Source organism: Kordiimonas gwangyangensis DSM 19435 = JCM 12864, from assembly GCF_000375545.1.
Lineage (GTDB): Bacteria > Pseudomonadota > Alphaproteobacteria > Sphingomonadales > Kordiimonadaceae > Kordiimonas > Kordiimonas gwangyangensis.
Genome location: NZ_AQXF01000002.1, coordinates 538,480 through 561,637, shown reverse-complemented (window position 1 = coordinate 561,637; position 23,158 = coordinate 538,480). Strand labels below are relative to the sequence as shown.

20 protein-coding genes are annotated in these 23,158 nt (G+C 56.8%); 14 read left to right on the top strand and 6 right to left on the bottom strand.

The genetic code is table 11. From position 1 onward, the window contains the following. Window positions 1-6 precede the first annotated feature (6 nt). Window positions 7-1,191, bottom strand: coding sequence for an aminotransferase class I/II-fold pyridoxal phosphate-dependent enzyme (locus tag B150_RS20130; protein WP_162139674.1), 1,185 nt, complete (start codon window positions 1,189-1,191; stop codon window positions 7-9). A gap of 154 nt (window positions 1,192-1,345) precedes the next feature. Here B150_RS20130 and B150_RS0107575 point away from each other — a divergent pair, with 154 nt between their 5' ends. Continuing rightward, on the top strand, window positions 1,346-2,578 hold the full coding sequence (locus tag B150_RS0107575) for a sensor histidine kinase (RefSeq protein ID WP_162139673.1): 1,233 nt from the start codon (window positions 1,346-1,348) through the stop codon (window positions 2,576-2,578). Continuing rightward, complete coding sequence (locus B150_RS0107570) at window positions 2,578-3,627, top strand: response regulator (RefSeq protein ID WP_020399301.1); 1,050 nt, start codon at window positions 2,578-2,580, stop codon at window positions 3,625-3,627. Before B150_RS0107575 ends, B150_RS0107570 begins: the two co-directional genes overlap by 1 nt. A gap of 23 nt (window positions 3,628-3,650) precedes the next feature. Here the strand turns inward: B150_RS0107570 and B150_RS0107565 are convergent, their stop codons facing one another. Further along, a complete protein-coding gene (locus B150_RS0107565) occupies window positions 3,651-4,565 on the bottom strand; it encodes a LysR family transcriptional regulator (protein WP_020399300.1) in 915 nt (304 codons plus the stop codon). A 185-nt stretch (window positions 4,566-4,750) separates the two neighbouring features. On the opposite strand from B150_RS0107565, the gene B150_RS0107560 reads away from it, so the two are divergent. Beyond that, the gene (locus tag B150_RS0107560) at window positions 4,751-5,233 is read left to right on the top strand and encodes a tetratricopeptide repeat protein (protein ID WP_020399299.1); all 483 of its coding nucleotides are present in this window, start codon (window positions 4,751-4,753) and stop codon (window positions 5,231-5,233) included. Between the two features lie 62 nt (window positions 5,234-5,295). On the opposite strand, the gene B150_RS0107555 is transcribed toward B150_RS0107560, so the two are convergent. Further along, window positions 5,296-6,234 carry a hydroxymethylglutaryl-CoA lyase gene (locus B150_RS0107555; RefSeq protein ID WP_020399298.1) on the bottom strand — a complete coding sequence of 313 codons (939 nt, stop codon included), beginning with the start codon at window positions 6,232-6,234 and terminating at the stop codon, window positions 5,296-5,298. A 337-nt stretch (window positions 6,235-6,571) separates the two neighbouring features. On the opposite strand from B150_RS0107555, the gene B150_RS0107545 reads away from it, so the two are divergent. The 6 genes from B150_RS0107545 to B150_RS0107520 all read left to right on the top strand — a co-directional run bounded on the left by B150_RS0107545 (window position 6,572) and on the right by B150_RS0107520 (window position 13,212). Next, a complete protein-coding gene (locus tag B150_RS0107545; RefSeq protein WP_020399296.1) occupies window positions 6,572-8,584 on the top strand; it encodes an elongation factor G in 2,013 nt (670 codons plus the stop codon). 114 nt (window positions 8,585-8,698) lie between these two features. Continuing rightward, window positions 8,699-10,141, top strand: coding sequence for an alpha/beta fold hydrolase (locus tag B150_RS0107540; protein ID WP_020399295.1), 1,443 nt, complete (start codon window positions 8,699-8,701; stop codon window positions 10,139-10,141). 10 nt (window positions 10,142-10,151) lie between these two features. After that, the gene (locus tag B150_RS0107535; protein ID WP_020399294.1) at window positions 10,152-10,904 is read left to right on the top strand and encodes an ABC transporter ATP-binding protein; all 753 of its coding nucleotides are present in this window, start codon (window positions 10,152-10,154) and stop codon (window positions 10,902-10,904) included. After that, window positions 10,901-12,070, top strand: a complete 1,170-nt coding sequence (locus tag B150_RS0107530; RefSeq protein ID WP_020399293.1) for an ABC transporter permease — start codon at window positions 10,901-10,903, stop codon at window positions 12,068-12,070. The genes B150_RS0107535 and B150_RS0107530 overlap by 4 nt, the downstream gene beginning before the upstream one ends. A gap of 21 nt (window positions 12,071-12,091) precedes the next feature. Then, on the top strand, window positions 12,092-12,598 hold the full coding sequence (locus B150_RS0107525; RefSeq protein WP_020399292.1) for an RNA polymerase sigma factor: 507 nt from the start codon (window positions 12,092-12,094) through the stop codon (window positions 12,596-12,598). Further along, on the top strand, window positions 12,595-13,212 hold the full coding sequence (locus B150_RS0107520; protein ID WP_020399291.1) for a hypothetical protein: 618 nt from the start codon (window positions 12,595-12,597) through the stop codon (window positions 13,210-13,212). Before B150_RS0107525 ends, B150_RS0107520 begins: the two co-directional genes overlap by 4 nt. On the opposite strand, the gene mnmC2 is transcribed toward B150_RS0107520, so the two are convergent. Then, window positions 13,188-15,083, bottom strand: a complete 1,896-nt coding sequence (gene mnmC2, locus B150_RS0107515) for a tRNA (5-methylaminomethyl-2-thiouridine)(34)-methyltransferase MnmC2 (RefSeq protein WP_162139672.1) — start codon at window positions 15,081-15,083, stop codon at window positions 13,188-13,190. The genes B150_RS0107520 and mnmC2 overlap by 25 nt on opposite strands. 130 nt (window positions 15,084-15,213) lie before the next feature. Here mnmC2 and B150_RS0107510 point away from each other — a divergent pair, with 130 nt between their 5' ends. The 4 genes from B150_RS0107510 to B150_RS0107495 all read left to right on the top strand — a co-directional run bounded on the left by B150_RS0107510 (window position 15,214) and on the right by B150_RS0107495 (window position 18,854). Beyond that, window positions 15,214-15,744, top strand: coding sequence for a gamma carbonic anhydrase family protein (locus tag B150_RS0107510; protein ID WP_020399289.1), 531 nt, complete (start codon window positions 15,214-15,216; stop codon window positions 15,742-15,744). Between the two features lie 77 nt (window positions 15,745-15,821). Beyond that, entirely contained in the window at window positions 15,822-16,781 is a 960-nt protein-coding gene (locus B150_RS0107505) for a DUF2336 domain-containing protein (protein ID WP_020399288.1), read from the top strand. A gap of 36 nt (window positions 16,782-16,817) precedes the next feature. Beyond that, the gene (locus B150_RS0107500) at window positions 16,818-17,951 is read left to right on the top strand and encodes an aminotransferase class V-fold PLP-dependent enzyme (protein WP_020399287.1); all 1,134 of its coding nucleotides are present in this window, start codon (window positions 16,818-16,820) and stop codon (window positions 17,949-17,951) included. Between the two features lie 411 nt (window positions 17,952-18,362). Next, window positions 18,363-18,854 (top strand): lysophospholipid acyltransferase family protein, encoded by a 492-nt coding sequence (locus tag B150_RS0107495; protein ID WP_020399286.1) that lies wholly within the window; start codon window positions 18,363-18,365, stop codon window positions 18,852-18,854. Between the two features lies 1 nt (window position 18,855). Here the strand turns inward: B150_RS0107495 and B150_RS0107490 are convergent, their stop codons facing one another. Together B150_RS0107490 and B150_RS0107485 are read right to left on the bottom strand one after the other, a co-directional pair. After that, window positions 18,856-20,280: an FAD-binding oxidoreductase gene (locus tag B150_RS0107490; RefSeq protein WP_020399285.1), complete on the bottom strand. Its 1,425-nt coding sequence runs from the start codon at window positions 20,278-20,280 to the stop codon at window positions 18,856-18,858. Further along, window positions 20,280-21,236, bottom strand: a complete 957-nt coding sequence (locus tag B150_RS0107485) for an L-threonylcarbamoyladenylate synthase (protein WP_020399284.1) — start codon at window positions 21,234-21,236, stop codon at window positions 20,280-20,282. The genes B150_RS0107490 and B150_RS0107485 overlap by 1 nt, the downstream gene beginning before the upstream one ends. A 106-nt stretch (window positions 21,237-21,342) precedes the next feature. Between B150_RS0107485 and B150_RS0107480 the strand changes: the two genes are divergently transcribed. Continuing rightward, entirely contained in the window at window positions 21,343-23,136 is a 1,794-nt protein-coding gene (locus tag B150_RS0107480; protein WP_020399283.1) for an acyl-CoA dehydrogenase, read from the top strand. Window positions 23,137-23,158: the final 22 nt, after the last annotated feature.

The following is a 23,158-nucleotide window of genomic DNA, read 5'->3' as shown; positions in this document are numbered from 1 at the left end:
CTGTTCCTATGCCAGAAGGGTAGGCCATCCTCTCATATCGATCTTCTGTTTTGCAGCGGCGCAGACATCAAGCGCATGATGCAGTGCACCTGTGTCGAGGCTCGCGTTTAGTGTGAAGCGCAGCAGCATGCGGTTCTCAGGTGTCGCCGGCGGGCAGAAGACTGAACCCAGCAATCCGTGTTCGTCAAGAAAGCGCCGGAAGGTGACTGTGTTTTCCAGTGTCCCGGTGACGATGGAGATAATCTGGCTGTCGCTCTCGCATACATCATACCCAAGCGCCAAAAGGCCGGTACGCAGGAAGCGGTGATTGGCATGCAGCTGTTCCGCCCGCCATGGCTCCGCCGCGATAATATCAAGCGCCGCATTAAAGCCTGCCACTTCATACCCGAGCACCGATGTGCTGAAGATCATCGGGCGGGCTTCATAGCGCAGATATTCCATATTGCGCGCTGACCCCACAACCACGCCGCCCCGCGCCGCCATGGCCTTCGATAGCCCGATGGTGCGGAAATGAATACGGTCGGCGAGATCAAGGTCAACGGCAATGCCGCCGCCATGCTTGCCGTGGCATCCAAAGGAGTGCGTTTCATCCACAATGATGGCACAACCTCCGGTCTCCGCCGCGTCCACAAAATCGCCAAGCGGGCACAGATTGCCGTTGGTGCTATAGAGGCTATCCACAATCACAAGGCCGGGACCATAGCGATCAATCTTGCGCTTCAGGTCCTCGACATTATTGTGCCGGAAAGGGCGTGCTCGCGCACGGGCGCAGAGAATACCTTCCCAGAGCGACGCATGCGCCATGATATCGATATATACAGGAGTGTCTGGTTTCGCGAACGCCTGGACCACGCTTGTGTTGGCATTGTAGCCGGACATCATTAACACGGCGTCTTCGGCGCCCGTGACTGCTGCTATGCGCCGTTCAAAGCCCCGGTGCAGATCTTCGCGCGCGTGCGAGAAAACGCGTGAGATTGCATCACCGTGGCCTGCTGCCAGCAGCACCTCAGCTTTAGCGCGGGCGATGCGCTCATCAGTTGCAATTGAAAGATAGTCGTTTGAACGCATGTGCACGGCGTTCATTGGTGCCGGCGAGTTTGTGAGCGTCGCGCGTCCCCAGTGTTTCTCATAAGGGTCAGTCAACTCCTCGTCCGTTATGGAGGTAATAAAGGGCGGATCGATTGCATTCATGCATTCACTGGTGTTTTTTATGCTAACTATGGTAGAGTTGGCCATGGGAAGATCCTTTGCTGCTATTCGGTGGTGTTTTGGCCGCGCCACAGCGTCGGCTACGAATAAGAGTAGCAAAAAGTACAATTTATAAACGAATTATATGGTAATGCGCATGGCTGGTGTGCTGGGGAAATTCAGGAACAACTTTGACTTAACGCGCGCCAAGGTGCGGGCGGGGGCGCTCCTCGGTATCCTCGGCTTTCCTGCCTACTATCTGATCTGGCATGATATTTACCCACAAACGTATGAGAACGCCGCGCTCAGGGCGCTCTGTGTTGGTGTGTTGGTTATCTGGCTGGTGGCGGATCGGTTCTGTAGCGATCTTTCTGCATTTTTTCAGACGCTGACCTATGCTGCGCTGGTGATTTGCCTGCCATTTTTCTTTGGTTTCATGTTTCTCGCGAACGACGGTTCTGCAGTTTGGTTGGGTTCGCTTATCTGCGGCATGCTCTATCTCGCGGTCGCGGTTGAAATCGCGAATTTCTTTTGCATGTTCCTGATGGGCAGCGCGGTCGCGGTGCTCGTGTTTTTCGGTGTCGGAGACACGGTGCCGGACTATTACGCACTCGCAGAATCGCTGCCGGTGGTGCTTTTTGCCCTTGGCGGCGGGCTTGTGCTCAAGTTCGCGGAAGAGTGGACCATTCAAGCGAACCAGCGCAAAGCGGTGGCGCTTGCGGGCTCAATCGCACATGAGTTGCGCACACCGCTTCTCGGCATCCGGTTGGAACTGGAGAATTTCTCTGGCCTGAGTGACGCAAAAAATTCCGACGAGATCGCCGAAACACTGGCGCACTGCAATTTAAGTTCACGACGACTGAGCAGGCACGTGCAGAAGGCCTCTCATATCGTTGATTGCCTGCTGCTCAATGTGCGTGAGGAGAACTTCGACAGGAGTGGTTTTTCGCACCACTCCATGCGCAGGGTGCTCGTAGACGTCATGTCGCGCTACCCGATGAGCGAAAGCGAGCGCGGTCTTATCAAGGTGCGTGCAGATGAGGACTTCACCTTCTGGGGTGATGACCTCCTGATGGCGCATGTGCTGATGAACCTGCTGAAGAATGCGTTTTCAGCCGTCGCCGCGGCTGAGAAGGGTGATGTGGAGATATACCTGACGCAAGAGCAGGGGCGGAACGCCATGTGCGTGCGCGATACGGGCAAGGGCCTGCGCGCCGACGCGCGGTCCAAGATATTTGAACGTTTCTACTCGGAAACCAGCGGCGGCGCTGGTTTGGGGCTTGCCTTTTGCCGGCGGGTGGTCGACAGTTTTGGCGGGGCTGTGGAATGCTATTCTGAGGCAGGCAAGTTTACCGAGTTCCGCGTTCTGTTACCTGCTGGAGAGGGATAATGGTGGGGTCGTATCACCCAGAAATTCCGGTTTACCATCCGTGTACCGCGCTACTTCTTGATGATGATGAAGATTTTCTGGCCTCGCTGAAGGCCGTTCTCGGCCGCGATGCTGCGGTGCTTGGATATTCTTCCCCAGGCTGCGCGCTCAAATGCCTCGCACGTGCCCAGGCAATCGCGGAAGATACCTTTGACGTGTTCGAACGCTACAGCGCACATGCGGAAGGGGCGGGTGCTGAGGTAGGCGACCACCTGCTGCTGCTGAAATCCTCCCGCCTGCGCCGGCTTGCAACTTCGAGCAGCCGCTTTGAGATGATCTCGGTTGTCATTGTCGATCAGGTGATGCCTGCTACCAGCGGGCTCGAATTCTGCGCCAGCATCGCGGACATGGGCGTGAAAACCATTTTGCTGACCGGGCAGATGAGTGACGAGGCAACCATTCGCGCCTTCAATGAAGGGCTGATCGACCGCTTCGTCTCCAAAAACGACCCGGATGCGCTCAAGAAAATCAAATCGATGATGGCCGAATTGCACCGCGATTATATGGCCGACAAGCTCGAGCCGCTCACCAAAGCGTTGCGGGCGTCTGGCAATCATAGCCTTGACCGTTTTGACACCGTGGAGCTGATGCACAGCATCCATGCCATGTTCCCTTATAGCGAATATTATTATCTGCCGAATTCCCGCGGTTTCCTGCTGCGCGATATCGAGGGTCGGGAGCAGTTTTGCTTGATTGGCAGCGTGCGTGAGCAAGCTGAGATGGCCGATGTCGTGGAAGACATGCTCGGGCCATGTGACGAGGCGGAGGGCCTGCGCCGTGGCAATCTGATTGCGTGGGACTTCTTTGATGATTTTGGCGACGCGGAACCATGGCATGACCGCCTCGATGACCTGGTGTTCCCGTGCCGTACGGTGGGGGATCTGGCATGGGCGCTGATCCCCGCTGAGCGGCTTCCCTACCGGGTGGGCTTGTCAGACCCGTCCTGGGCATCATACCGGGCCCGCATGCAGGCAAAGCCCATCAACTGGGTTGGCGGCAGCGCGGCCTGAGCCGCGCAACACGCAAATTCCTATTATTCGGCAGCCGCCGCATGGAAGCGGCCCGCAAAAGCTTCCGACTGTTCCATCAGCATATCACCAAGGAAATCATACATCGCGCGGATACGCGCACTGCGCCGCAGTTCCGCGTGACTGACAAGCCAGATGTCAGTGCTGAAGACCACAAGGTCGTCAAACAGGCGCACGAGGTCAGGTTTGTCCTTCGCCATAACGCAGCTATAGGCGCCGATGCCGAACCCGCTTTCAACCGCTGTTGCAAGTGCCATCATGCTGTTGGAACGGAAAGTGGCCGAGCGGGCAAGGGAGTAGACCTTGCGTGGGTCGGTTTTGGTATGCGTGAGGATTTCATCATGTGGCAGGATGAAATTGTGTTCCTTCAGGTCTTTCAGCGCGTCAGGCACGCCGCGCGCCTCAAGGTACGACCGACTGGCATAATAGCCATAGTTCATGGTGACGGTGCGTCGTGCCACAAGGTCATTCTGCACTGGCCGAAACATGCGGAGCGCGATATCAGCCTCACGCCGCAACAGGTCTGAGACCGCGTTGTCCACTTTTACGTCCACGGTGATGCCGGGGTACTGTTCGATAAAGGGGCCGAGTTGCTCCACGAGCCAGATGGCGCCAATCGCTTCAATACAGGAAATCATCACCGAGCCCGAGAGGCTGCTGTCGTGACCAGTCACCAGTCGTTCGATCGCGTGCACATCATCTTGCATGTGGCGCGCGTGGTGGCGCATCTGCTCACCAAGCAAGGTCATTTCAAGCCCCGCACGTGTGCGCGCGAACAGCTCCGCCCCAATGTTCTCCTCAAGCGCCGTTAGGCGGCGGGAGAGGGTGGGCTGGCTGACATTCAGTTTACGCGCAGCCGCCGAAAGCGAGCCATGTTCTGCCATGGCCAGAAAATATTTAAGGTCTTCCCAATCGAGCATTGCATCATCCTTCCCTGTGCGATGTGGCTGCCCTGTCACGTCACCTATATGGCAATTCAAATATGAATATCAACGCTGCAGAAATTGTCAATTACCATCCATGTTCGTATTACCATATTAGCCTCGTTGGCAGCGATATGCTGCGGACCCATCGGGCCTGAAGCCCCAATGCGAGGAGACAAAAGATGTTTGGTTTTTCAAAGAATGCGGTACTGGCCGCAACAGTAGCAGTAATGAGTTTTGGTGGTGGTGCGTCCGCGCAGTCGGTCAAGACAATCTATGTCGGGCAGGATGTGAATATTGAGCGCGGTATGTCCGCCCTGCGCTCCGGCGACCTTGATGGGGCACTCAAGCACCTGCGCCGCGCGGCCCGTGGTGATATCGGTGCTGAGCGCCTTGTTCCAGTCCTGAGCAATATCTGCGCGATTGAATACGCCCGCGGCGAACTTGATGCGGCAGAGGAAGCTTGTGACCGCGCGATCAACGAGGATCGTTCCTTCTGGCGCGCGTATGTGAACCGTGGCAACGTGCACAAGGCGCGCGGCGACTACGCGGCGGCAAAGGCCGACTATGAGCATGCTGCAGGTATTGACCGCAATGACCTGTCGGTGCAGGCGCTGGCAAGCCTGGAGGCCTATGCCGACAAATTGGTGGCCGAAGCCAAGTAACGTCTATCAGTAAAGACGATGCGAGGAAGAAAGACTGGGTCGCCCGCGTGGGCGGCCCGCTTTTATTGGCCGGTAGGGAAGCCGCCAGCTGCTGCTACCATTGCTGGGGCAGGGCGACCGAGAATGTCTTCAATCCAGTGCGAAAGGGCTATGGCCTTCTCGAGATCCACACCTGTCGCTACGTCAGAACGGTCAAGCATGTATATCAGGTCTTCGGTGCCGATGTTACCAGTTGCACGCGGCGCGAACGGGCAGCCACCAAGGCCGGCGATGGAACTATCGAGCACATCAACACCCGCTTCATAAGCCGCCCACGCGTTGGCGATGCCGGTGTTGCGCGTGTTATGGAAGTGCGCACGCCAGGTGATATGGGGCAACGCTTCCTTAAGCTGTGTCATCAGCCGCGTAACCCTGTAGGGTGCTGCGACGCCGATAGTATCAGCGATGGCAATCTCCCGCGGTTCGGCTTCAGCGAGGGATTTGGCCATGTCGATGACAACATCCTCGCTCACTTCACCTTCAAAAGGGCAGCCGAATGCTGTTGAGATGGTGACCTGTGCCTTGATGCCGTCACGCTTGGCGAGCTTGATGATCTCTTTGGAGACTTCAACGGATTCGTCCCGCGTCTGACCCTGGTTCTTCTCGCCGAAAGTGTTGGACGCCGTGGCTACGCAGCCGACCTCATCAACGCCGCGTTTGTTGCCGGCGCGGGTCTCGAGCGCGCGCAGGTAGCCGCGTTTGTTGAGCACGAGGCCGACATATTCCACATCCTTGATGTCTGGCAGGCCCGCAATCACCGCTTCGGCGTCCGCCATTTGAGGTACGAGTTTGGGGTGTACAAAACTTGCGACTTCAAGGCGCTTGAGGCCCGCGTCCATCGCGCGGGTGATGAGGGTGAGCTTCTGTTCAGTCGAGAAATGAACTTTCTCATTTTGCAGACCATCACGGGCGCCGACTTCGACAATTTCAACAGTGCGATTTTCTGCCCGGTGTTCAGCCATGATCTTCCCTCATCTTTGACATGCCTCCTAGATAGCCATGTTGCAGTGCAATATCAACCTGCGAGGCGGGGCCCGCCAGTCTATATTTTACGACTCGTGCCATTACATTTCCTAATGAAATGCAGACACGGGCAGGAAATCATGAATTTGCTGTTCTTATATATTTCAAACTCTTACGTGGCTGTTTTCAAAATCTTGTTCCGCTTTTTGCAATTCCACGTCGGTTTGATACGCTTGTAGCTGTCCGCTTGAAAAAGCACACCCATGCCTGCGCCCGGTTGAGTGGTGGAACAGTGTTCCGCCAGCCATGAAATGCAACCAAGGGACGGAGGTAAAGATGACCAGTGGCACACAGACAAGCCCGCGGGTGGTAGCGCTCGTGGGCCCCTATTCGAGCGGAAAAACCACGCTCCTTGAAAATATTCTTTTTATGACAAACACAACCCGCCGCCGCACGAATGGTGAGCGGGTTTTTGCTGACGACAGCATTGAAGCAAAGATGCTGTCGATGGGTGTTGATATCAATGTGGCGGAGGCTGAATACCTCGGTGACCGCTATATCTTTGTGGATTGTCCGGGCTCGATTGAGCTCTTGCAGGAAATGCGCAACGCCGTTCACGCGGTTGATGTGGCTGTGGTGGTGGCAGAGCCTGAGCCGGACAAGATACAGGCGTTAAGCCCGCTCCTGCATGAACTTGAAGCCGACGACATCCCCCACCTGTTGTTCATCAACAAGATTGACCACAGCAATGTGCATATCCGTGACCTTGCGGCCGCGCTTGATGAGGTGAGCGCGCTGCCGTGCGTGCTCAGGCATGTGCCGATCAGGGACGAGGGGCAGATCAGCGGTTTTGTCGACCTCGCGTCACGCCGCGCGTACCGCTACGGCACCGATGGCAGCCGCGAGATCACCAAAACAGCGGACAGTTTTGTCGAGCAGGTCAAGGATGACCGGTTCGAGATGATGGAGCGCCTCGCCGATTTCCACGACGACCTGATGGAAGAACTACTTGATGACATCGACCCGTCTTCTGAGGAGATATTCCATGACCTGGCGACGGACCTGCGCGCGGGCAATATCATGCCCGTGCTGATGGGAAGTGCGCTCAATTCATATGGCATCCGGCGGCTGATGAAGGCGCTTCGCCATGAAATGCCGGACTTCGGCATGGCTGCAGAACGCATGATGCCAACAAAAGCAGGTGACGCAGCCGCCTATATCCTCAAAACCAAATATGTGCCGCATATGGGCAAACTGTCATTCGCGCGTGTCATCAAGGGCGGCCTGTCGGATGGCACCTCGGTGGGCGACGCGCGCATCAGTGGTCTTTTCAGCATCAATGGTCCTGAGCTCAAAAAATGCACGAAGGCACAGGCGGGTGATCTGGTAGCGATAGCCCGGCTTGAAGGGGCGGGCACCGGTGACACCATCGGCGGCACGGGCGCACCGCGGCCTGAGCGCTTGCCTGCGGTATATGCCCAATCGATTGAGGTGCCGGACCGTAAGGACGAAGCCAAACTTTCTGAAGCACTCACCAAGCTTCTGGAGGAAGACCCGTCATTTGAGGTGGAGCACCGCGAGGACACCGGGCAGTTGCTGCTGTGGGGGCAGGGTGAAATCCACATGCGCACCGCACGCTCAAGGCTCACAGACAAATACGGGGTCAATGTACGCTTCTCCTTCCCGCGTATTCCCTACAAGGAGACCATTCGCAAGGCCCGAATACAGCATTCGCGTTACAAGAAACAGTCCGGCGGGCACGGCCAGTTTGGTGACGTGGTGATTGAGGTGAAACCGCGTGAGCTTGGGCAGGGTTTCGAGTTTGAAGAGAAAATCCACGGTGGCTCCATACCCAAACAATATATCACCAGCGTGGAAGCCGGGGTGAAAGACTATCTGAAACAGGGTCCGCTTGGTTTCCCGGTCGTGGATGTATCTGTCACCCTGAAGGATGGTCAGGCACACAGCGTGGATAGTTCGGACATGGCGTTCAAGATGGCGGGGCGGATGGCGATGGCGGATGCGCTGCCGGGCTGCGAGCCGGTGCTGCTGGAACCCATTGAGCATGTGCGTGTGATGGCGCCGTCCCCCCATATGGCGAAAATCAATGCGATGATCACAACGCGGCGAGGGCAGATCATGGGGTTCGACGCCCGTACCGGCTGGCCAGGCTGGGACGTGATCGATGCGCAGATGCCAGCGTCCGAGATGCAGGACCTGATCATTGAGTTGCGTTCCGTCACCCAAGGCACGGGCACTTTTGAGCACAGGTTCGACCATCTCAATGAAGTCGCCGGGCGCCTCAAGGATGATGTGCTTTCTGGCCGTGTGGCCGAGCGGCGGCACTAGGCGCGGCGAACCAGTGTTTTCAGCGGTTTGAAGAAAAGGAGAAAATTTTTTGTAAGGTTTTTCCGGCATCCCGGACTGTAGGTTCTGAGAACGCAAGTTCGAGAGGAGAGACCTTTGAAAAATATAAGCCGAGTAGCGACAGCAGCCCTCGGCCTTGGACTGGCCGCCCTGAGTGCCCCGTCCAAGGCTGAAGAGGGGGCAGGGTTTGAACCCTGTTACCTTTCGGGCCTTAAGGAAAAAGTGAAGTGCACCAGTTTTGATGTACCGCTGGATTACGCAAATCCGGAAAGTGGTACCATTACCGTGCATGCCACCATTGTACCCGCCCTTTCCAGTAACCCTGCCGAAGACCCGTTTTTTGTCTTTGCCGGTGGCCCCGGCCAAGCAGCGGGTGATTATGGCATGCTGGTCCGGTTGGCGTTTGATCCCATCCGTACCAAACGCGACATTGTGCTTTTGGACCAGCGCGGTACCGGCCGCTCCTCCGGCGTGCGCTGTGACGGCGATCAACTGCCGGAAACGCTTGAAGAAATGTCGGCGATTGCTGCCCAATGCCGTGAGAATGCGCCTATGGATGTGCGCTTCATCACTATGGAAAATGTGGTGCGGGACGCCGAGGAAGTGCGGGCGCATCTGGGATATCCTGCGCTCAATCTCTGGGGTGGGTCATATGGTACGCGTACCGTGGCGCTTTACCTGCGCCGCTATCCTGAACGCGTACGCAGCATCATTGTAGATGGCGTTCTGCCGCCTGATGTCTCCCTGTTTGAAACCGCACCTGCAAGCGCTGAACGCGCCAAACATATGATCGCTGAGGACTGCGCGCAGTCCCCCGCATGCGCTGAGCGTTTCCCGAACTTCGAGGCAGATGTCGATGCCCTGATGGCGAAGGCAAAAGAAGGTGGCTTGAAGTTCGAAGGGCATGATCCCTTGAGCGGTGAACCGCTTGAGATGACCATGATGTTCGGTTTTGTCGTCGAGGCGCTGCGTGGCTCGTTTTATACGGCTGACAACACTACCTATGTACCGCTCGTCGTCGACAAGGCGATGAACGGTGACCTTGCGCCGCTCGTGGCATCTTTGTTCAGCGGTACTGCGGTGTCTGACACCATGTATCTGGGCGCGACCTATTCGCTGCTGTGCGGCGACGAAGTACCGCGGTTGAGTGATGAGCAGGCGCTCAAGGCAGCCGAAGGTAGCTTTGCAGGGGATAGCTATTATCAGTACTGGAGTGCGGGTTGCAAAGGCTGGACGTCTGAGCCGGCGATGGCCGACGCCCTGACGCCAATTTCAAGCGATGTGCCCGCACTTGTGCTCTCCGGCAACCTTGACCCGGTTACACCGCCATCAATGGGCGAGCACTTTGTGCAGGGCTTTCCGAATGGTCGTCACATCATTGTGCCGGGCACTGGCCACAACACCGGCCATATCGCTTGTATGCCAGAGGTGATGAAACAGTTTGTCGAGACCTTGGATGTAAACGCGCTGGACGAAAGTTGTTTCACCCATCTTAAACGCCTGCCGCTTGCGGTTGGTATCAATGGCAACGTGAAATAAGGGGGCGGCGATGATTGAGATTAACAATATAGCCAAGAATTTTGGTACCGTTCAGGCCGTGCGCGCTGTCAGCTTCACTGCAGAAGACGGCATGATCACGACGCTTCTGGGCGCCAATGGCTCCGGCAAGTCCACCACGCTCCGTGCGGTTGCCGGGCTCTTGAAGCCTACAAAAGGCACTGTGACCGTTGACGGCATTGACGTGACGCAAAACCCGCTTGCGGCACAAGCGCGCCTCGGTGTGTTTCCTGACCAGTTTGGCCTCTATACCCGGCTGACGACACGAGAGCATATCGGATATTTCGCTGAATTGCAGGGCCTTCGAGGCACAGAGCGCGACAAAGCGGTGGAAGAGGTCACACGTCTTCTGCACATGGAAGACATCCTTGACCGTAGGACGGAAGGCTTCAGCCAGGGCCAGCGCATGAAGGTGGCGCTTGCGGGTGCCATCGTGCACCGGCCCAAGAATATAGTGCTTGATGAACCAACACGCGGGCTTGATGTGATGAGCATCAGGCTGCTTCGCGAAATCCTGCTGGGCTTGAAGGCGGAAGGGCACTGTGTGCTGCTGTCTTCCCACGTCATGGCGGAGGTTGAGGTGCTTTCGGACCATGTGGTGATGGTAGCCGAAGGTGTGGTCTGTGCTGATGGCAGCCCGAAATCGCTCGTGGAAGCCAGCAAACAACCAAACCTTGAAGAAGCGTTTGTCGCACTCACAAACGCTGCCATCAGTACCGGAAAAACGGAAAGGAACGTGGCATGAACCGCGCAATTTTCACCATCTACCGTAAGGAAATGAAGGACATGCTGCGTGACAAACGTGCGCTCATTGCCATTGTTTCCTATGTCTTCGGTTTCCCGCTTCTGTTTGCTTTCCTCTTTTACCTGATGGCCGATGACCGCGCGGCTGATGTTAAAAGCCTGGTGGCGATTGACGGCATGAGCGAGGCGCCTGGCTTGGTCGCGTTCCTTGAGCGCGAAGGCTTTCAGGTGAACGAAGCAGAGGCCGAGGGTGTGCCAACAGGGTTGCCTGCAGGCGCAGACGCGCTCATTGTGCTGCCCGATGATTATGCTGAGCGGCTGAAGAACGGTCAGTCCGCCCGTGTCTGGCTTTATGTGGACGAGACTTCAAAAACCACGTCTGAGCGTGGTAGCAAGGTTGGCGCAGCCCTCATGGCCTATAACCAGCAGGTTGCCGGCGTGCGGCTGATTACCCGCGGTATCCCGACGGGGCTGATGTCACCGCTGCAGGTCCAAACAGCGGATATCTCCAAGGCCAGTTTCCTCAACAAGGTGATGGGCAATATGGTCATGCTGCTGTTCACGCTGGCACCCTTTGTGGTGGGCCTCAGTGTAGCGCTCGACGCCTTGGCCGGTGAACGGGAACGGCAAAGCCTTGCGTCCTTGATGGCGCTGCCCATTTCTGGTGGCACTGTCACGCTCGGTAAATGGGCAATGGTAGCAAGTTTTGGCCTGATCGGTTCGCTCGCGACCATGACGGTTAATCTGATTGCCTTGAACCTGATCCCGGCGGACATGCTGCCCTTCGCGCTCAAGGTCACGGCGCCCGGGTTGATGCTTGCTATCTTCCAGATGATCACCCTGTGCATGTTTGTCGCCAGCCTGCAGCTTGTGGTCAGCATCCACGCCAAAAGCTTCAAGGAAGGCCAGACCTACATGTCCATGATGATGATGGTGCCTGCGGTGGTGGGCTACGCCAAGATATATGGCGACAGCAAACTGCCGGAATTTGTGAACTATCTGCCGATTTTCTCGGACATGGAAAGCCTTGGCAGCATCTTCTTCTCAGGCGTGGTGGATATCGAGCTGACACTGTCTGCCATTATTGCAGGGCTTGTCGGCACAGCGCTTTGCCTTACACTGACAGTCAAACGGCTGACGAGCGAACATATGCTCGCGGACGCCTGACGATAACGCTTGGGGGCAAGGGTGGATTTCAAAGCAGTACTTTCGGACTATGGCCCGATGCTGAGCCGGATCGTGGCGTCCTATGAGGCGGATCCGGCGCAGCAGCAGGAGGTGCTGCAGGAAATCTCCCTTGCGCTCTGGCAGGCGCTGCCCAAGTTCCGCGGCGAAGGCAGCCTGAAGGCCTTCGTGGCGCGGGTGGCTCAGAACAGGGCAGTGACCCATGTGGCGAAGGCGGCCTCCTTGCCAAGGAAGGCAGAACTTGATGAGCGGCTGGCATGCGCGGCCGATGGCCCCGAAAAAAGTCTTGAGAAAGAACAGCAGCGCGCAATGCTACTGGATGCGGTGCGAACACTGCCGCTAGGGCTTCGTCAGGTGACAACATTGGCGCTTGAGGGCTTCTCACACCGTGAAATCGCCGAAGCCCTTGGAATAACTGAAAATAATGCGACAGTGCGCTTTGCCCGCGCCAAGGAAGCTCTCAAGCTTGCCATGGTTTCGGGGCCCCGCGTGCGAGGAGGCGTGTCATGAGCGACCGCAAGGACGATATGAACCCCGGCCAACCGGATTGGGATGACCTTAAAGGCTTGTGGCAGGAAAGCCCCGCCGTTGACCTTGGCAAACTTGCCCGCAATGCACGGTTGGTATGGTGGCGCATGCGTATCATTGCTGCCTTTGAGATGCTTTGCTGCATCGCCGGCGCTTTGGTTTTTGCCTATATGATCTATGACGCGGAATCCAATGCGCAGCTCGTGTTTGGGGTGTTTGGCGTGCTGTTCAGCCTTGGCGGCGGTTATGGTTGCCTTTGGGTGCGCCGCAACGCGTGGGGTGCACCAGATGATAATGCGCTTTCCCTCGTGAGGCTACAAATCAACCGGGCAGAGGCCGCGATCAAATACGTTAGTCTTAACAATTGGCTCGGGCTCGGTGCGGTTGCGATTTTCCCGCTGGCTTACTGGGTTATCCATGACGGTACGCGCGAACTGACGCCCGAACGGCTCGATAATTTCAACAAGATGGTTGTGGTCGCCGCCATTGTCATGGGCGTGTCCATCATTGGCCTGTGGCCTTACGGCAAACGCAAGAAGCGCGAGCTTGCGGAGCTGAAGGAGCTTGAGCGTCAGCTGTTGGACGAGAGCGACTGACCGCGAATAATTGCACGGATCAGTCCACGCATGGGGTGAACAGCAGCAACGAGGTCATTTGGTAACGGAAGCGGCTCACCACACAGGCTTGCCGCGAGATAATCCGCCATCATCGGACCATACTGATATCCCTTGGAGCCAAGCCCCGTGAGAATGCTGAGGCCAGCCAACAGCGGCGGTTCCCCAAGTTCACGAATGTTTGCATCCCGCCCGAGCGGTGCGTATTGCGTGCGCGCAAGTGCGGCATCAAATGCGGGTCCAGCGTAGGGCAGGTGGTCAGGCGTTGTGGCGCGAAGGCCCGCCCATGAGCCTGTGATACGGTCGCGCGGGAATTCCTGCCCCATGACGGATGTGTAGGTGGCAAGGATGCGCTCACGGTCTTCTGGCCTTGGCTGAAAATCGTCGGCGCCATAGGTATCCAACCTGTCGAAAGTTGAGCCCAAGGTCTGCTGGCCTGAAATAGCCGCAGTCAGGTACCCACCATAGGCGAGCGAGCCGTCCGATAGACTTGCTGAGCATATTTCTACTTGCCCACGGTTGGGGCGGAGTGGCGGGCAGCCAAAGGGTGCCAGCAGCCGGTCACTTTCGATACCCGCAGCGACAATGACATGGGCAAAGTCTCGGCTTTCACCTTCAGCCTGAACCCTCCAACCATCGGCATGTTTGGTGAGCGCAGTAACGTTTGCTCCGACAAGTGTGACGCCGTCCAACAAGCTCTCAAGTGCGGTGGTGGTGTCAATGCTGCCGCCACGGGGCAGGACGAGTGTGTCGTCCGCCTCGCGCAACCAGTCATCAGACCAGTCCAGATGCTTGGCAATGGCTTTCAGGCGATCCGCATCTTTTGCATTTTTGGGGTGCATGGTTATGCCGTGCGCTTCCGCCCATGCCTGAGTGTAGGGCGCGAACGCAGTGCTGTAGGCATACGCGGATGTGAAAAACTCCGCTACAGGCTGATGGTCGAGGAGGAAGCGCGGGGCGAGGATCGCGGCCGGTACCTGGCTAGCGCAGGGGTGTCCGGGGCTCCTGTAGACTGTAACGTCGCGGCCACGTGCCTCGAGGGCATAGGCCATGCTGGCGCCCGCAATACCGCCGCCGATGATTGCCATTGGCCCGTCCGCTGCTGGTGAGAGCTGTGCCCATTCAGGCCACACAGTTTGCTGCACGGTCACGAGGGACTTGTCCTTCATTTCGCCCACCAGCCGTTCGCGCTTGGTGCCGTAGCCTTTCACCTTTGACACATCAAAGCCCCGGGCAATCAGGCCACGCCTTACAAAGCCAGCCGCGGTGAAGGTCGCAAAGCGTGCGCCGGGCTTGGACAGCCGCGCGATTTGGTCGAATAAGGCGTCAGACCACATCTCGGGGTTTTTGGCAGGTGCAAAACCATCAAGGAACCAGGCGTCGACCTCCGCATTAAGCCGCGCATAGCCCTTGGCGGCGTCACCAAACATCAGCAGCAGGTTGACCTTGCCGCCGTCAAAGTGTCGTTTGTGGAAACCGGGGGCCGCGGGTGGCCATGCTGCACGCAAAGCCGCGGCATACTCCGCAACCTCGGGGAAAGTCTCGTGGGCGGCCTCTAGCGCACGTTCTGTCAGTGGATAGCCTTCAACCGAGATGAACGTCAGGCGGCCGCGCGCACCGCTTTCGCGGAAGGCCTTCCATGTGGCTAGGAAATTGAGGCCGGTGCCAAAGCCTGTTTCAGCAATGACAAAATGGTCGTGATCTCGCCAGATGTCCGGCGCGCCAACGCCATGCAGGAACACATAATTTGTTTCCGCGAGACCATTTTCGGCAGAGTAGTACACGTCGCCAAAGTTGGCGGAGACAGGCGCGTTGTCGCGCCATGTTAGCTCGGAATGTTCAATTTTCTTCATGCCGGTCATCACAGAATGTTGTCCGCGTTTGATAAACCATGGCTTGGCTTTTGTCGCGCGGGAATTACTCTTAAATTATTGGCAAGAATTGATATTCGTGTAGACTTACACATAAGCAAGTGGGGGATTTATGCTTTATGAACTAGATGGCGTCAGGCCGAACCTCGAAGACGATAGTGTCTGGATCGCTGATAATGCGGCGGTTGTCGGTAATGTCCATCTGGCGAGCCAGTCCAGTGTTTGGTTTGGTGTCACCATCCGCGGTGACAATGATCCCATTCATATCGGCAAGGGCAGCAACATTCAGGACAATTCGGTGCTGCATACAGACATAGGCGCCGCTATCACTATCGGTGAAGACGTAACCATTGGTCACAAAGTGATGTTGCATGGCTGTCAGATTGGTGACCGCAGCCTCATTGGCATGGGCAGCACAATCCTGAATGGTGCAAAAATTGGTGCCGGTTCCATCGTTGGCGCAAATAGCCTGATTACTGAAGGTAAAGAGTTTCCGTCCGGTGTTTTGATCGTCGGCTCTCCGGCCCGCGTGGTGCGCGAGTTGAAAGAGCAGGAAATTGAGATGATCAAGCTATCCGCGAAAATATACAAAGATAACGCGGTACGTTTTGCAAAAGGTTTGAAGCCGGTTACTTTTTGCTAGGAATTTTTATGCAAAACTCGTATCTGCACCCGCAATCAGAAGAAAAGGCACGGCGCCAGATGTATTGGGTGACCTGAATGAGTATCGATGTAGCGCATATGCAAGAGTTGAGAAATATCGACCTTGAGGCCCGGGTGGAGATCGCCCGGAAGGTTGGGCGTATTCTCACGCGTGAAAGCGAAGGCGGCGAGCATGAAGATGCGCTGCAGCTTGCCCAGTTGCTTGTCGAGGACGCTGCTGTTTCCGTGCGTGAAGCGCTCGCGAAAGAACTGCGTTCGTGCAGCTTCCTGCCCAGCGATCTTGTTGCGCATCTCGTGCAGGATATCGATCAGGTCTCCATGCCGTTCCTGATGGCGTCCCAGGCAATTGATGATGCCTTCCTCGAAGACATTGTACGTAGTTGTGGTTCTGCCCAGCAGGAAGCTATTGCTCAGCGTAGCCAGCTTTCTGAAGCGGTCAGCTACGCCATCAGCGATGTTGGCAGTCTTGGTGCGGTGAACACCCTGGTAGCGAACGAGGGGGCTACCATGTCCTCCCGCAGTCACAATCGTGTGATGGAACGCTTCCCGGAAGAGCGCAGCCTGATGGAAAAAATGTCAGAGCGTGCAGACCTGCCAGCCGAGCTCGTTGAGCGCATTATCTTCAAGGTCTCGAAGCGCTACGGCGAATATCTCTCGGAAAAGTTTGGCCTTGCGACCGATTATGCGTCCTATCTGGTGTCGATGGCGAACCGTCAGGTATTCTCGCGCACACTTGAAATGGCGCCGCAGAGCGAGATCAAGAATTATCTGCAGCAACTCCATTCGGTCGACAGCCTGTCGTCTGACGTGTTGCTCAACTATCTCCAGAATGGCAATGTCCGCCTGTTTACCATGGCGCTTGCCGTTCGGCTTGACCGTTCCTATGAGGCGGTGGAGGCAAAACTGGCGCTCGGTGACAAAAAGATCGTTGCGCGCCTTCTGGAGGCGGCCGGTTTCTCCAAATCGGTCATTGGTGTGCTCCTGATCGCGTTTGAAAGATTGATCCGCGGCCACTAGTGCAAAAGGCCCGGACGCCAATTTTGCGAGGGCCAAATGACCATACTTTCCCCACACCGTGCGCTTTTTGATATGCCGCGGGATACCTGCTATCTGAACGCTGCCTACATGACGCCGCTGACCAAGGCGCAAGTTAAGGCCGGGCATGCAAGCCTTGAGCTTTCCTCCCATCCCTGGGATATGGGCGCGGAGGACTTTTTCACGGATACGGAACGTACGCGGTCGCTTGCGGCTGAAGTGCTGGGCGTCACGGCTGATGACCTCGCATTTGTACCAGCCGCGAGCTACGGCACCGCGACAGCTGCGAAAAACCTGCCGTATGAAAAAGGCCAAGCCGTACTGGTGCTTGAAGAGCAGTTTCCGTCAAATGTCTACGAATGGCAGGCGCTGGTGGAGCGAAAGGGCGGTGACATTATTACCGTTCCAACCCCCGATGACGATGACTGGACGGCCGGGGTGCTAGAGGCGCTGGAAGCCCATGGTGACCGTATCGCCATTGCTGCCCTGCCAAATGTATACTGGTCATCTGGTGCCCGGCTTGACCTTGTGACCATCTCTGCACGTTGTAAGGCCATTGGGGCGGCCCTTGTGCTTGATCTTTCGCAGTCCCTTGGTGCGATGCCAACGGACCTCAAGGCTATCGATCCTGACTTCGCGGTGGCCGCGGGGTACAAATGGATGTTCGCGCCTTACGGCCTTTCCGTCATGTATGTCGCGCCGCGCTGGCATAACGGGGCAGGGCTTGAGCAGCACTGGATCACGCGCAAGAATAGTGAGGATTTCCGGGGCCTCGTGAACTATGTGCGTGAGTTCCAGCCAGGCGCGCGGCGGTTTGATATGGGCGAGCGTTCGCAAATGGTGTTGATGCCGATCTGGGCGGAGGGCCTACGCCAACTGGCCGAATGGAAAGTGCATAATATCGCCGCGACACTTGAAGCGCTGAACGGACGTTTGGCAGATGTTGTCGGCAATGCTGGCTTCACATGTGTGGACACCACAAAACGCGCGCCGCATATCCTTGGCATCAAAGTGGGTGATAAAGCCGCTGAGGTTGGTGCCCTCCTGAAGCACAACAAAATCTCTGCCAGCTTCAGGGGCAATATGTTGCGCCTGGCACCTCACATGTGGGTCGACGAGGAAGACGAAGCCCGTTTTGCAGAAGTTTTTTAGCCTGAGTGCCGGTTGTTCCAGATTGATGCACTGTTTCAATTTGAGACATTAAATTAAAAACAGTCTTGTCTCAAATATAGACTGAAACTTGTAAGTCATTGTTTTTGTGTAGCGAAAATTCTGGCATGGCGCTTGCGATTATCAAGGCACCTAAGGATTTTTGCCTGAGATCTGAAGGTGCTCAAACGAGTAAAAATAGCGCGGCTCCATTTTGCCTGAGTGGAGTCGCGCTCTTAAACTACGTGGCGGACGGGAAACCCCTTGTCCGCCCGTTTTTTATCCGCTAGGGAACATCGCTCGCGGGGGCATAGGGGTGTTTCAGTCGTGCGTCTTATCTACGATAATCGTTTTTTCTCTGGTCTTTTGAATGTGCTGGGGCGCGTTATTTTACGTGCCGGTAGGTGGAAGATTGTGGGCGAAATTCCGCCCATTCCCAAGTTTGTCGCCGTTGCAGCGCCGCACACCAGCAACTGGGATTTCCCGGTGTTCATGGCCGTGGTGGGTGTTCTGAGAATTCGCGTACGCTTTTTGGGCAAACACTCGCTTTTCCGCGGGCCATTTGGTTGGCTGTTCTATTGGCTTGGCGGCATTCCTGTTGAACGTGAGGCAGGGGGCGCAGCAGACGTTGTCTCTAAAGCCTGTGAAGCTTTCCAAAAACATGACGAATTGATCCTTGGCCTGGCCCCGGAAGGTACCCGATCAAAAGTCGATAAATGGAAGTCGGGATTTTACCGCATTGCAGTTGAAGCCGGGGTGCCGATTGTGCTCGTGTTCTTGAACGCAAAAACGCGCGAGCTCGGCATTGGTCCCACATTCCTGCCAACCGGTGACCGGGACGCCGATATGGCGGTCATCCGCGCGTTTTATGCCGACAAAGTGGGCATCAACCCGCGCAATCAGTAGCCTAGGCTTCCGGGAACAGAACGCCTGGGTTCATGATATTCTTGGGGTCGAGCGCGGCCTTGATGGCGCGCATGGCAGTGAGCGACGCTGATGCTTTCAGCCGGGATAGCTCTTCGCGCTTCAAAGTGCCGATGCCGTGTTCTGCCGAGATGGAGCCATCAAATTCCATAACGATATCATGCACGAGCGTTGAGACTTCCTCCCAGTGCGCGAGGAAATCTTTTTTATCCGCGCCTAAAGGCTGCATCAGGTTGAAGTGGATGTTGCCGTCGCCAAGGTGCCCGAATGCGACAAGCCGGGAGCCGGGACAAATTTCGAGAACGGCCATTGACGCACGTTCAAGAAAGGCCGGTACTTTTGAAACAGGCACTGCGATATCGTGCTTGATGCTGCCGCCTTCGTGCTTTTGTGCTTCCGACATGCTTTCGCGTAAGCGCCAGAAATTCTCGGCCTGTGCGAATGATGAGGCGAGGGCGCCATCAACGATTGTGCCGCTTTCAAGCTCGCCCTCCAGCCAGGACGCAACATCAGCTTCAAGCGCGGCGTCAGTGCGACTGGTCGCAATATCGGTGAGTACATACCAGGGGTAAGTGCCACCAAGGGGATCAGTGACACCCGGAATATGCTTGAGAACCAGATCAAGTCCGAAACGCGGCATAAGTTCAAACGCAGACACCCGGTCACCGCTGGCTTTGCGGGCGGACGCCAGAAGTTTGAGCGCGTCAGACGGTGTTTCTACTGCCAGTAGGCATGTGTGTTTCTGGGCTTCGCGCGGATACAGTTTGAAGGTTGCCCGCGTAATAAGCCCAAGCGTGCCCTCCGCGCCAACCAGAAGTTGGCTGAGGTTGTAGCCAGTGTTGTTTTTCCGAAGCGCGGTCAACTCATCAACGATATCGCCATTTGGCAGAACCGCCTGCACACCCAGTGTCAGCGCGCGGGTCGTGCCGTAGCGCAGCACGTGAATGCCGCCCGCATTGGTGGAGACCACGCCGCCGACAGTGCAGCTACCCTCGGACGCAAGCGAAAGCGGGAACAAAAGGTCATGCTCGGCAGCTTTGGCTTGAAGTTCAGCAACGGTGCATCCTGCGTCAGCGGTAATGGAGAAGTCGCCCGCATCCACCTCGCAAAAGCTGTTCATGCGGCGGGTAGACATCAAAACTTCGTTTCGGCCCTCAAGCCCGGGCGTACTACCGCCCACAAGGCCGGTATTGCCGCCTTGCGTTTTGATTTTGATGCCGTGCTCAGAACAGTAGCGAATAAGCGCCTGCGCTCTCTCAGCACTCTCGGGCATAAGCATCAGCGCTGCATTGCCCTGAAATTTATCCCGCCACTCAGTGAGATGAGGAGCGATCACCGAAGGGTCGGCCGTGGCAGCTTTTTCGCCCGCCAGTTCCATCAGTTTTGCAATATGCCCGTTTATGCTCATCAGCTATTCCTTGGCGCTGCTGCGCGTTTGAGGCGGTCGTTGATGGCGATGCCGATACCGGACATAGGAACAGGGGCGACGGCAATTGCGCGTGCCCCTGCGGCATCAGCGGTGCGGAGTGTACGAAAGAGTTTCCGCGCTGCTTCCCGAAGGTCACCAGACAGGCTTAAGGTAAAATCGCCCGCGACATCACCGAAACCGACCAGCACTTCATCATCTGCCGCGTCAGTCGCGTTCAAGCGAACGGGCGCATTTGGTGCGTAGTGGCTTGCAAGCTGGCCGGGTGCCGTGATCTCGCTCTCGTCCCGGTCGTAGACAGTTTCACCAGCCGCGTCGGCGATTTCGTCCACCGTTACTGTACCGGGGCGCAGCAGGTATAGCTTGCCTGCGGTGACGCCGATAATGGTCGATTCAATGCCTTCTTCGGTCTCGCCGCCGTCAATCACCATGGCGATCTTGCCGCCAAGGCCAGCGAGCACGTCGGCAGCTGATGTGGGCGACAGGCGGCCCGATGGGTTGGCGCTGGGCGCAGCGATAGGGTGGCCGAGGGCACGGATAAGCTGGCGTGTGCTTTGACGGGCTGGGCAGCGAACCGCGAGGGTGCTGAGCCCAGCCGAGACAGGCGCTGCGACATTGGCGGTTTCCAGTCGCGGCAACACAAGGGTGAGAGGGCCTGGCCAGAATCGCTCCATCAGTTTTTCTGCGATGGGTGGTATTTCAACATAGCCCCGGGCCATCTCAGCGTCAGACACATGGCAAATAAGCGGATTATTCGACGGACGGCCTTTCACAGCGTATATTTGCTGCACTGCACAAGTTTCCGTAGCGTCCGCGGCAAGGCCATAGACGGTTTCGGTCGGCACCGCGACAAGATTTCCGGCACGTAAAAGTTCGACAGCGCTTGAAATCGCACCATCTTCGTGTTCAGAAACGACTTGAGTATCGAATATTGCCATGCACAAATTCTGCTCAACGGGACAAAGCATTTGATCAATATAAGCTGATAGGCGTTTGGGCGGGGCCTGACAATGCCTATTTGGCGCGCAACCGGGATTAGAGACGATGACAGACTACCGCGCACCCCTTGAAGAGATTGGCTTTGCTCTGGAAGTATCAGCAGGCATGAAGGATTGGTCGAGCCTTCCGGGTTTTGAAGAAGCGGGCGAAGACCTTGTCTCCGCCGTGCTTGAAGAGGCCGGTAAACTTGCGAGCAGCGTGATTGCTCCCACCAACCGCATTGGTGACGAGATTGGTGCCAAGTGGCAAGACGGCGATGTCATCACGCCGGACGCTTTCAAGCCCATGCATCAAGCCTATGTGGAAGGCGGCTGGTCGACACTGTCGGCGGACCCGGAACTGGGTGGGCAGGGGCTGCCGAACACGCTTTCCATCGCTGTGACTGAAATGGTGACCTCCGGCAACATGGCCTATAGCCTATTGTCGCTGCTGACTGCAGGCGCGATTGAGGCGATCAACGCGCACGGTACGGATGAGCAGCGAGAGACCTATCTGCCCAAGATGATTTCGGGTGAGTGGTCGGGCGCGATGAACTTGACGGAACCGGCTGCGGGATCTGACGTCGGTGCGCTGCGCTCCAAGGCTGAAAAGCAGGCAGATGGCAGTTATCTGATCACCGGCCAGAAGATTTTTATCACTTGGGGTGAGCATGACCTCGCCGAGAACGTTATTCACCTCGTGCTGGCACGGCTGCCGGATGCGCCAGCTGGCACCAAGGGTATTTCCATGTTCCTCGTGCCCAAGTTCCTCCTGAACGCGGACGGCACGCCTGGCAAGCGCAACGACGTGCGCTGTGTGAGCCTTGAGCACAAGCTTGGCATTCATGCGAGCCCGACCTGCGTGATGTCCTTCGGCGACGAAGGCAACTGTGTTGGGTATATCGTCGGCGAAGAGAACCAGGGCATGCGCAACATGTTCACCATGATGAACCACGCCCGTATTGGTGTGGGCCTTGAAGGCGTTGCAATTGCCGAACGCGCCTACCAGCATTCAGTCGCCTTTGCACGTGACCGCGTGCAGTCCGCAGCTATTGGCGCCAAGTCACGTGACAGTGTCACCATCATCCACCATCCGGACGTGCGCCGCATGCTGCTCACGATGCGTGCAACGACCGAGGCGGCACGCGCCATAATTTACCGCAACGTGTGGGCGCTTGATCGTGCGCATCGCCACACGGACGCTGATGAGCGCGCGAAGGCGAAGGGTGAAGCCGATCTGCTGACGCCGATCTCCAAAGCCTATTCAACCGATATTGGTGTTGAGGCATCGTCGCTAGCTGTGCAAATCCATGGCGGCATGGGCTTTGTTGAAGAAACAGGCGTCGCGCAATACTACCGCGACAGCCGTATCGCGCCGATTTATGAGGGTACTAATGGCATTCAGGCGCTTGACCTTGCTGGCCGCAAGCTAATGGCGGATGGCGGCGCGCATTGGCGTGCGCTGATCACCGAGATGAAAGATGCGCTGCCCAAGTTCACTTCACTCACCGAGCAGTCAGCTATTGAGCTGAAGGCGGGTATCCACGCGCTTGAGGCTGCGGCTGAGCATCTGTTTGCGAACGGTTTTGACGGGATTGTTGATACCGCAGCTGCTGCAACGCCGTATCTGCGCCTTTTCGGTAGCGTGGTGGGTGCATACCTGCTGGCCGAGCAGGCGGAAGTGGCTGCGGCCCGTCTTCAGGGCGGTGAAGGTAACCCATCATTCCTCAAGGCGAAGCGCACCACGGCGCAGTTTTTTATCGAACAATTGTTGCCTTCTGCGACGGCGCTTCTAGCTCCTATCAAAGGTGGGGCATCGTGCCTCATGGAAATGGAAGAGGAGAGCTTCGCGCGCAACTGAGCCAGACTTTTGCCGTGATATA

Bases quoted from the DNA above. Each gene is read 5' to 3' on its own strand.
- B150_RS0107560 (WP_020399299.1), top strand. From the start codon at position 4,751: ATGTTTGGTTTTTCAAAGAATGCGGTACTGGCCGCAACAGTAGCAGTA.
- B150_RS0107535 (WP_020399294.1), top strand. From the start codon at position 10,152: ATGATTGAGATTAACAATATAGCCAAGAATTTTGGTACCGTTCAGGCC.
- B150_RS0107500 (WP_020399287.1), top strand. From the start codon at position 16,818: ATGACCATACTTTCCCCACACCGTGCGCTTTTTGATATGCCGCGGGAT.
- B150_RS0107505 (WP_020399288.1), top strand. From the start codon at position 15,822: ATGAGTATCGATGTAGCGCATATGCAAGAGTTGAGAAATATCGACCTT.
- B150_RS0107555 (WP_020399298.1), bottom strand. From the start codon at position 6,234: ATGGCTGAACACCGGGCAGAAAATCGCACTGTTGAAATTGTCGAAGTC.
- B150_RS0107575 (WP_162139673.1), top strand. From the start codon at position 1,346: ATGGCTGGTGTGCTGGGGAAATTCAGGAACAACTTTGACTTAACGCGC.
- B150_RS0107545 (WP_020399296.1), top strand. From the start codon at position 6,572: ATGACCAGTGGCACACAGACAAGCCCGCGGGTGGTAGCGCTCGTGGGC.
- B150_RS0107570 (WP_020399301.1), top strand. From the start codon at position 2,578: ATGGTGGGGTCGTATCACCCAGAAATTCCGGTTTACCATCCGTGTACC.
- mnmC2 (WP_162139672.1), bottom strand. From the start codon at position 15,083: ATGAAGAAAATTGAACATTCCGAGCTAACATGGCGCGACAACGCGCCT.
- B150_RS0107490 (WP_020399285.1), bottom strand. From the start codon at position 20,280: ATGAGCATAAACGGGCATATTGCAAAACTGATGGAACTGGCGGGCGAA.
- B150_RS0107520 (WP_020399291.1), top strand. From the start codon at position 12,595: ATGAGCGACCGCAAGGACGATATGAACCCCGGCCAACCGGATTGGGAT.
- B150_RS0107530 (WP_020399293.1), top strand. From the start codon at position 10,901: ATGAACCGCGCAATTTTCACCATCTACCGTAAGGAAATGAAGGACATG.
- B150_RS0107510 (WP_020399289.1), top strand. From the start codon at position 15,214: ATGCTTTATGAACTAGATGGCGTCAGGCCGAACCTCGAAGACGATAGT.
- B150_RS0107565 (WP_020399300.1), bottom strand. From the start codon at position 4,565: ATGCTCGATTGGGAAGACCTTAAATATTTTCTGGCCATGGCAGAACAT.
- B150_RS0107480 (WP_020399283.1), top strand. From the start codon at position 21,343: ATGACAGACTACCGCGCACCCCTTGAAGAGATTGGCTTTGCTCTGGAA.
- B150_RS20130 (WP_162139674.1), bottom strand. From the start codon at position 1,191: ATGAATGCAATCGATCCGCCCTTTATTACCTCCATAACGGACGAGGAG.
- B150_RS0107485 (WP_020399284.1), bottom strand. From the start codon at position 21,236: ATGGCAATATTCGATACTCAAGTCGTTTCTGAACACGAAGATGGTGCG.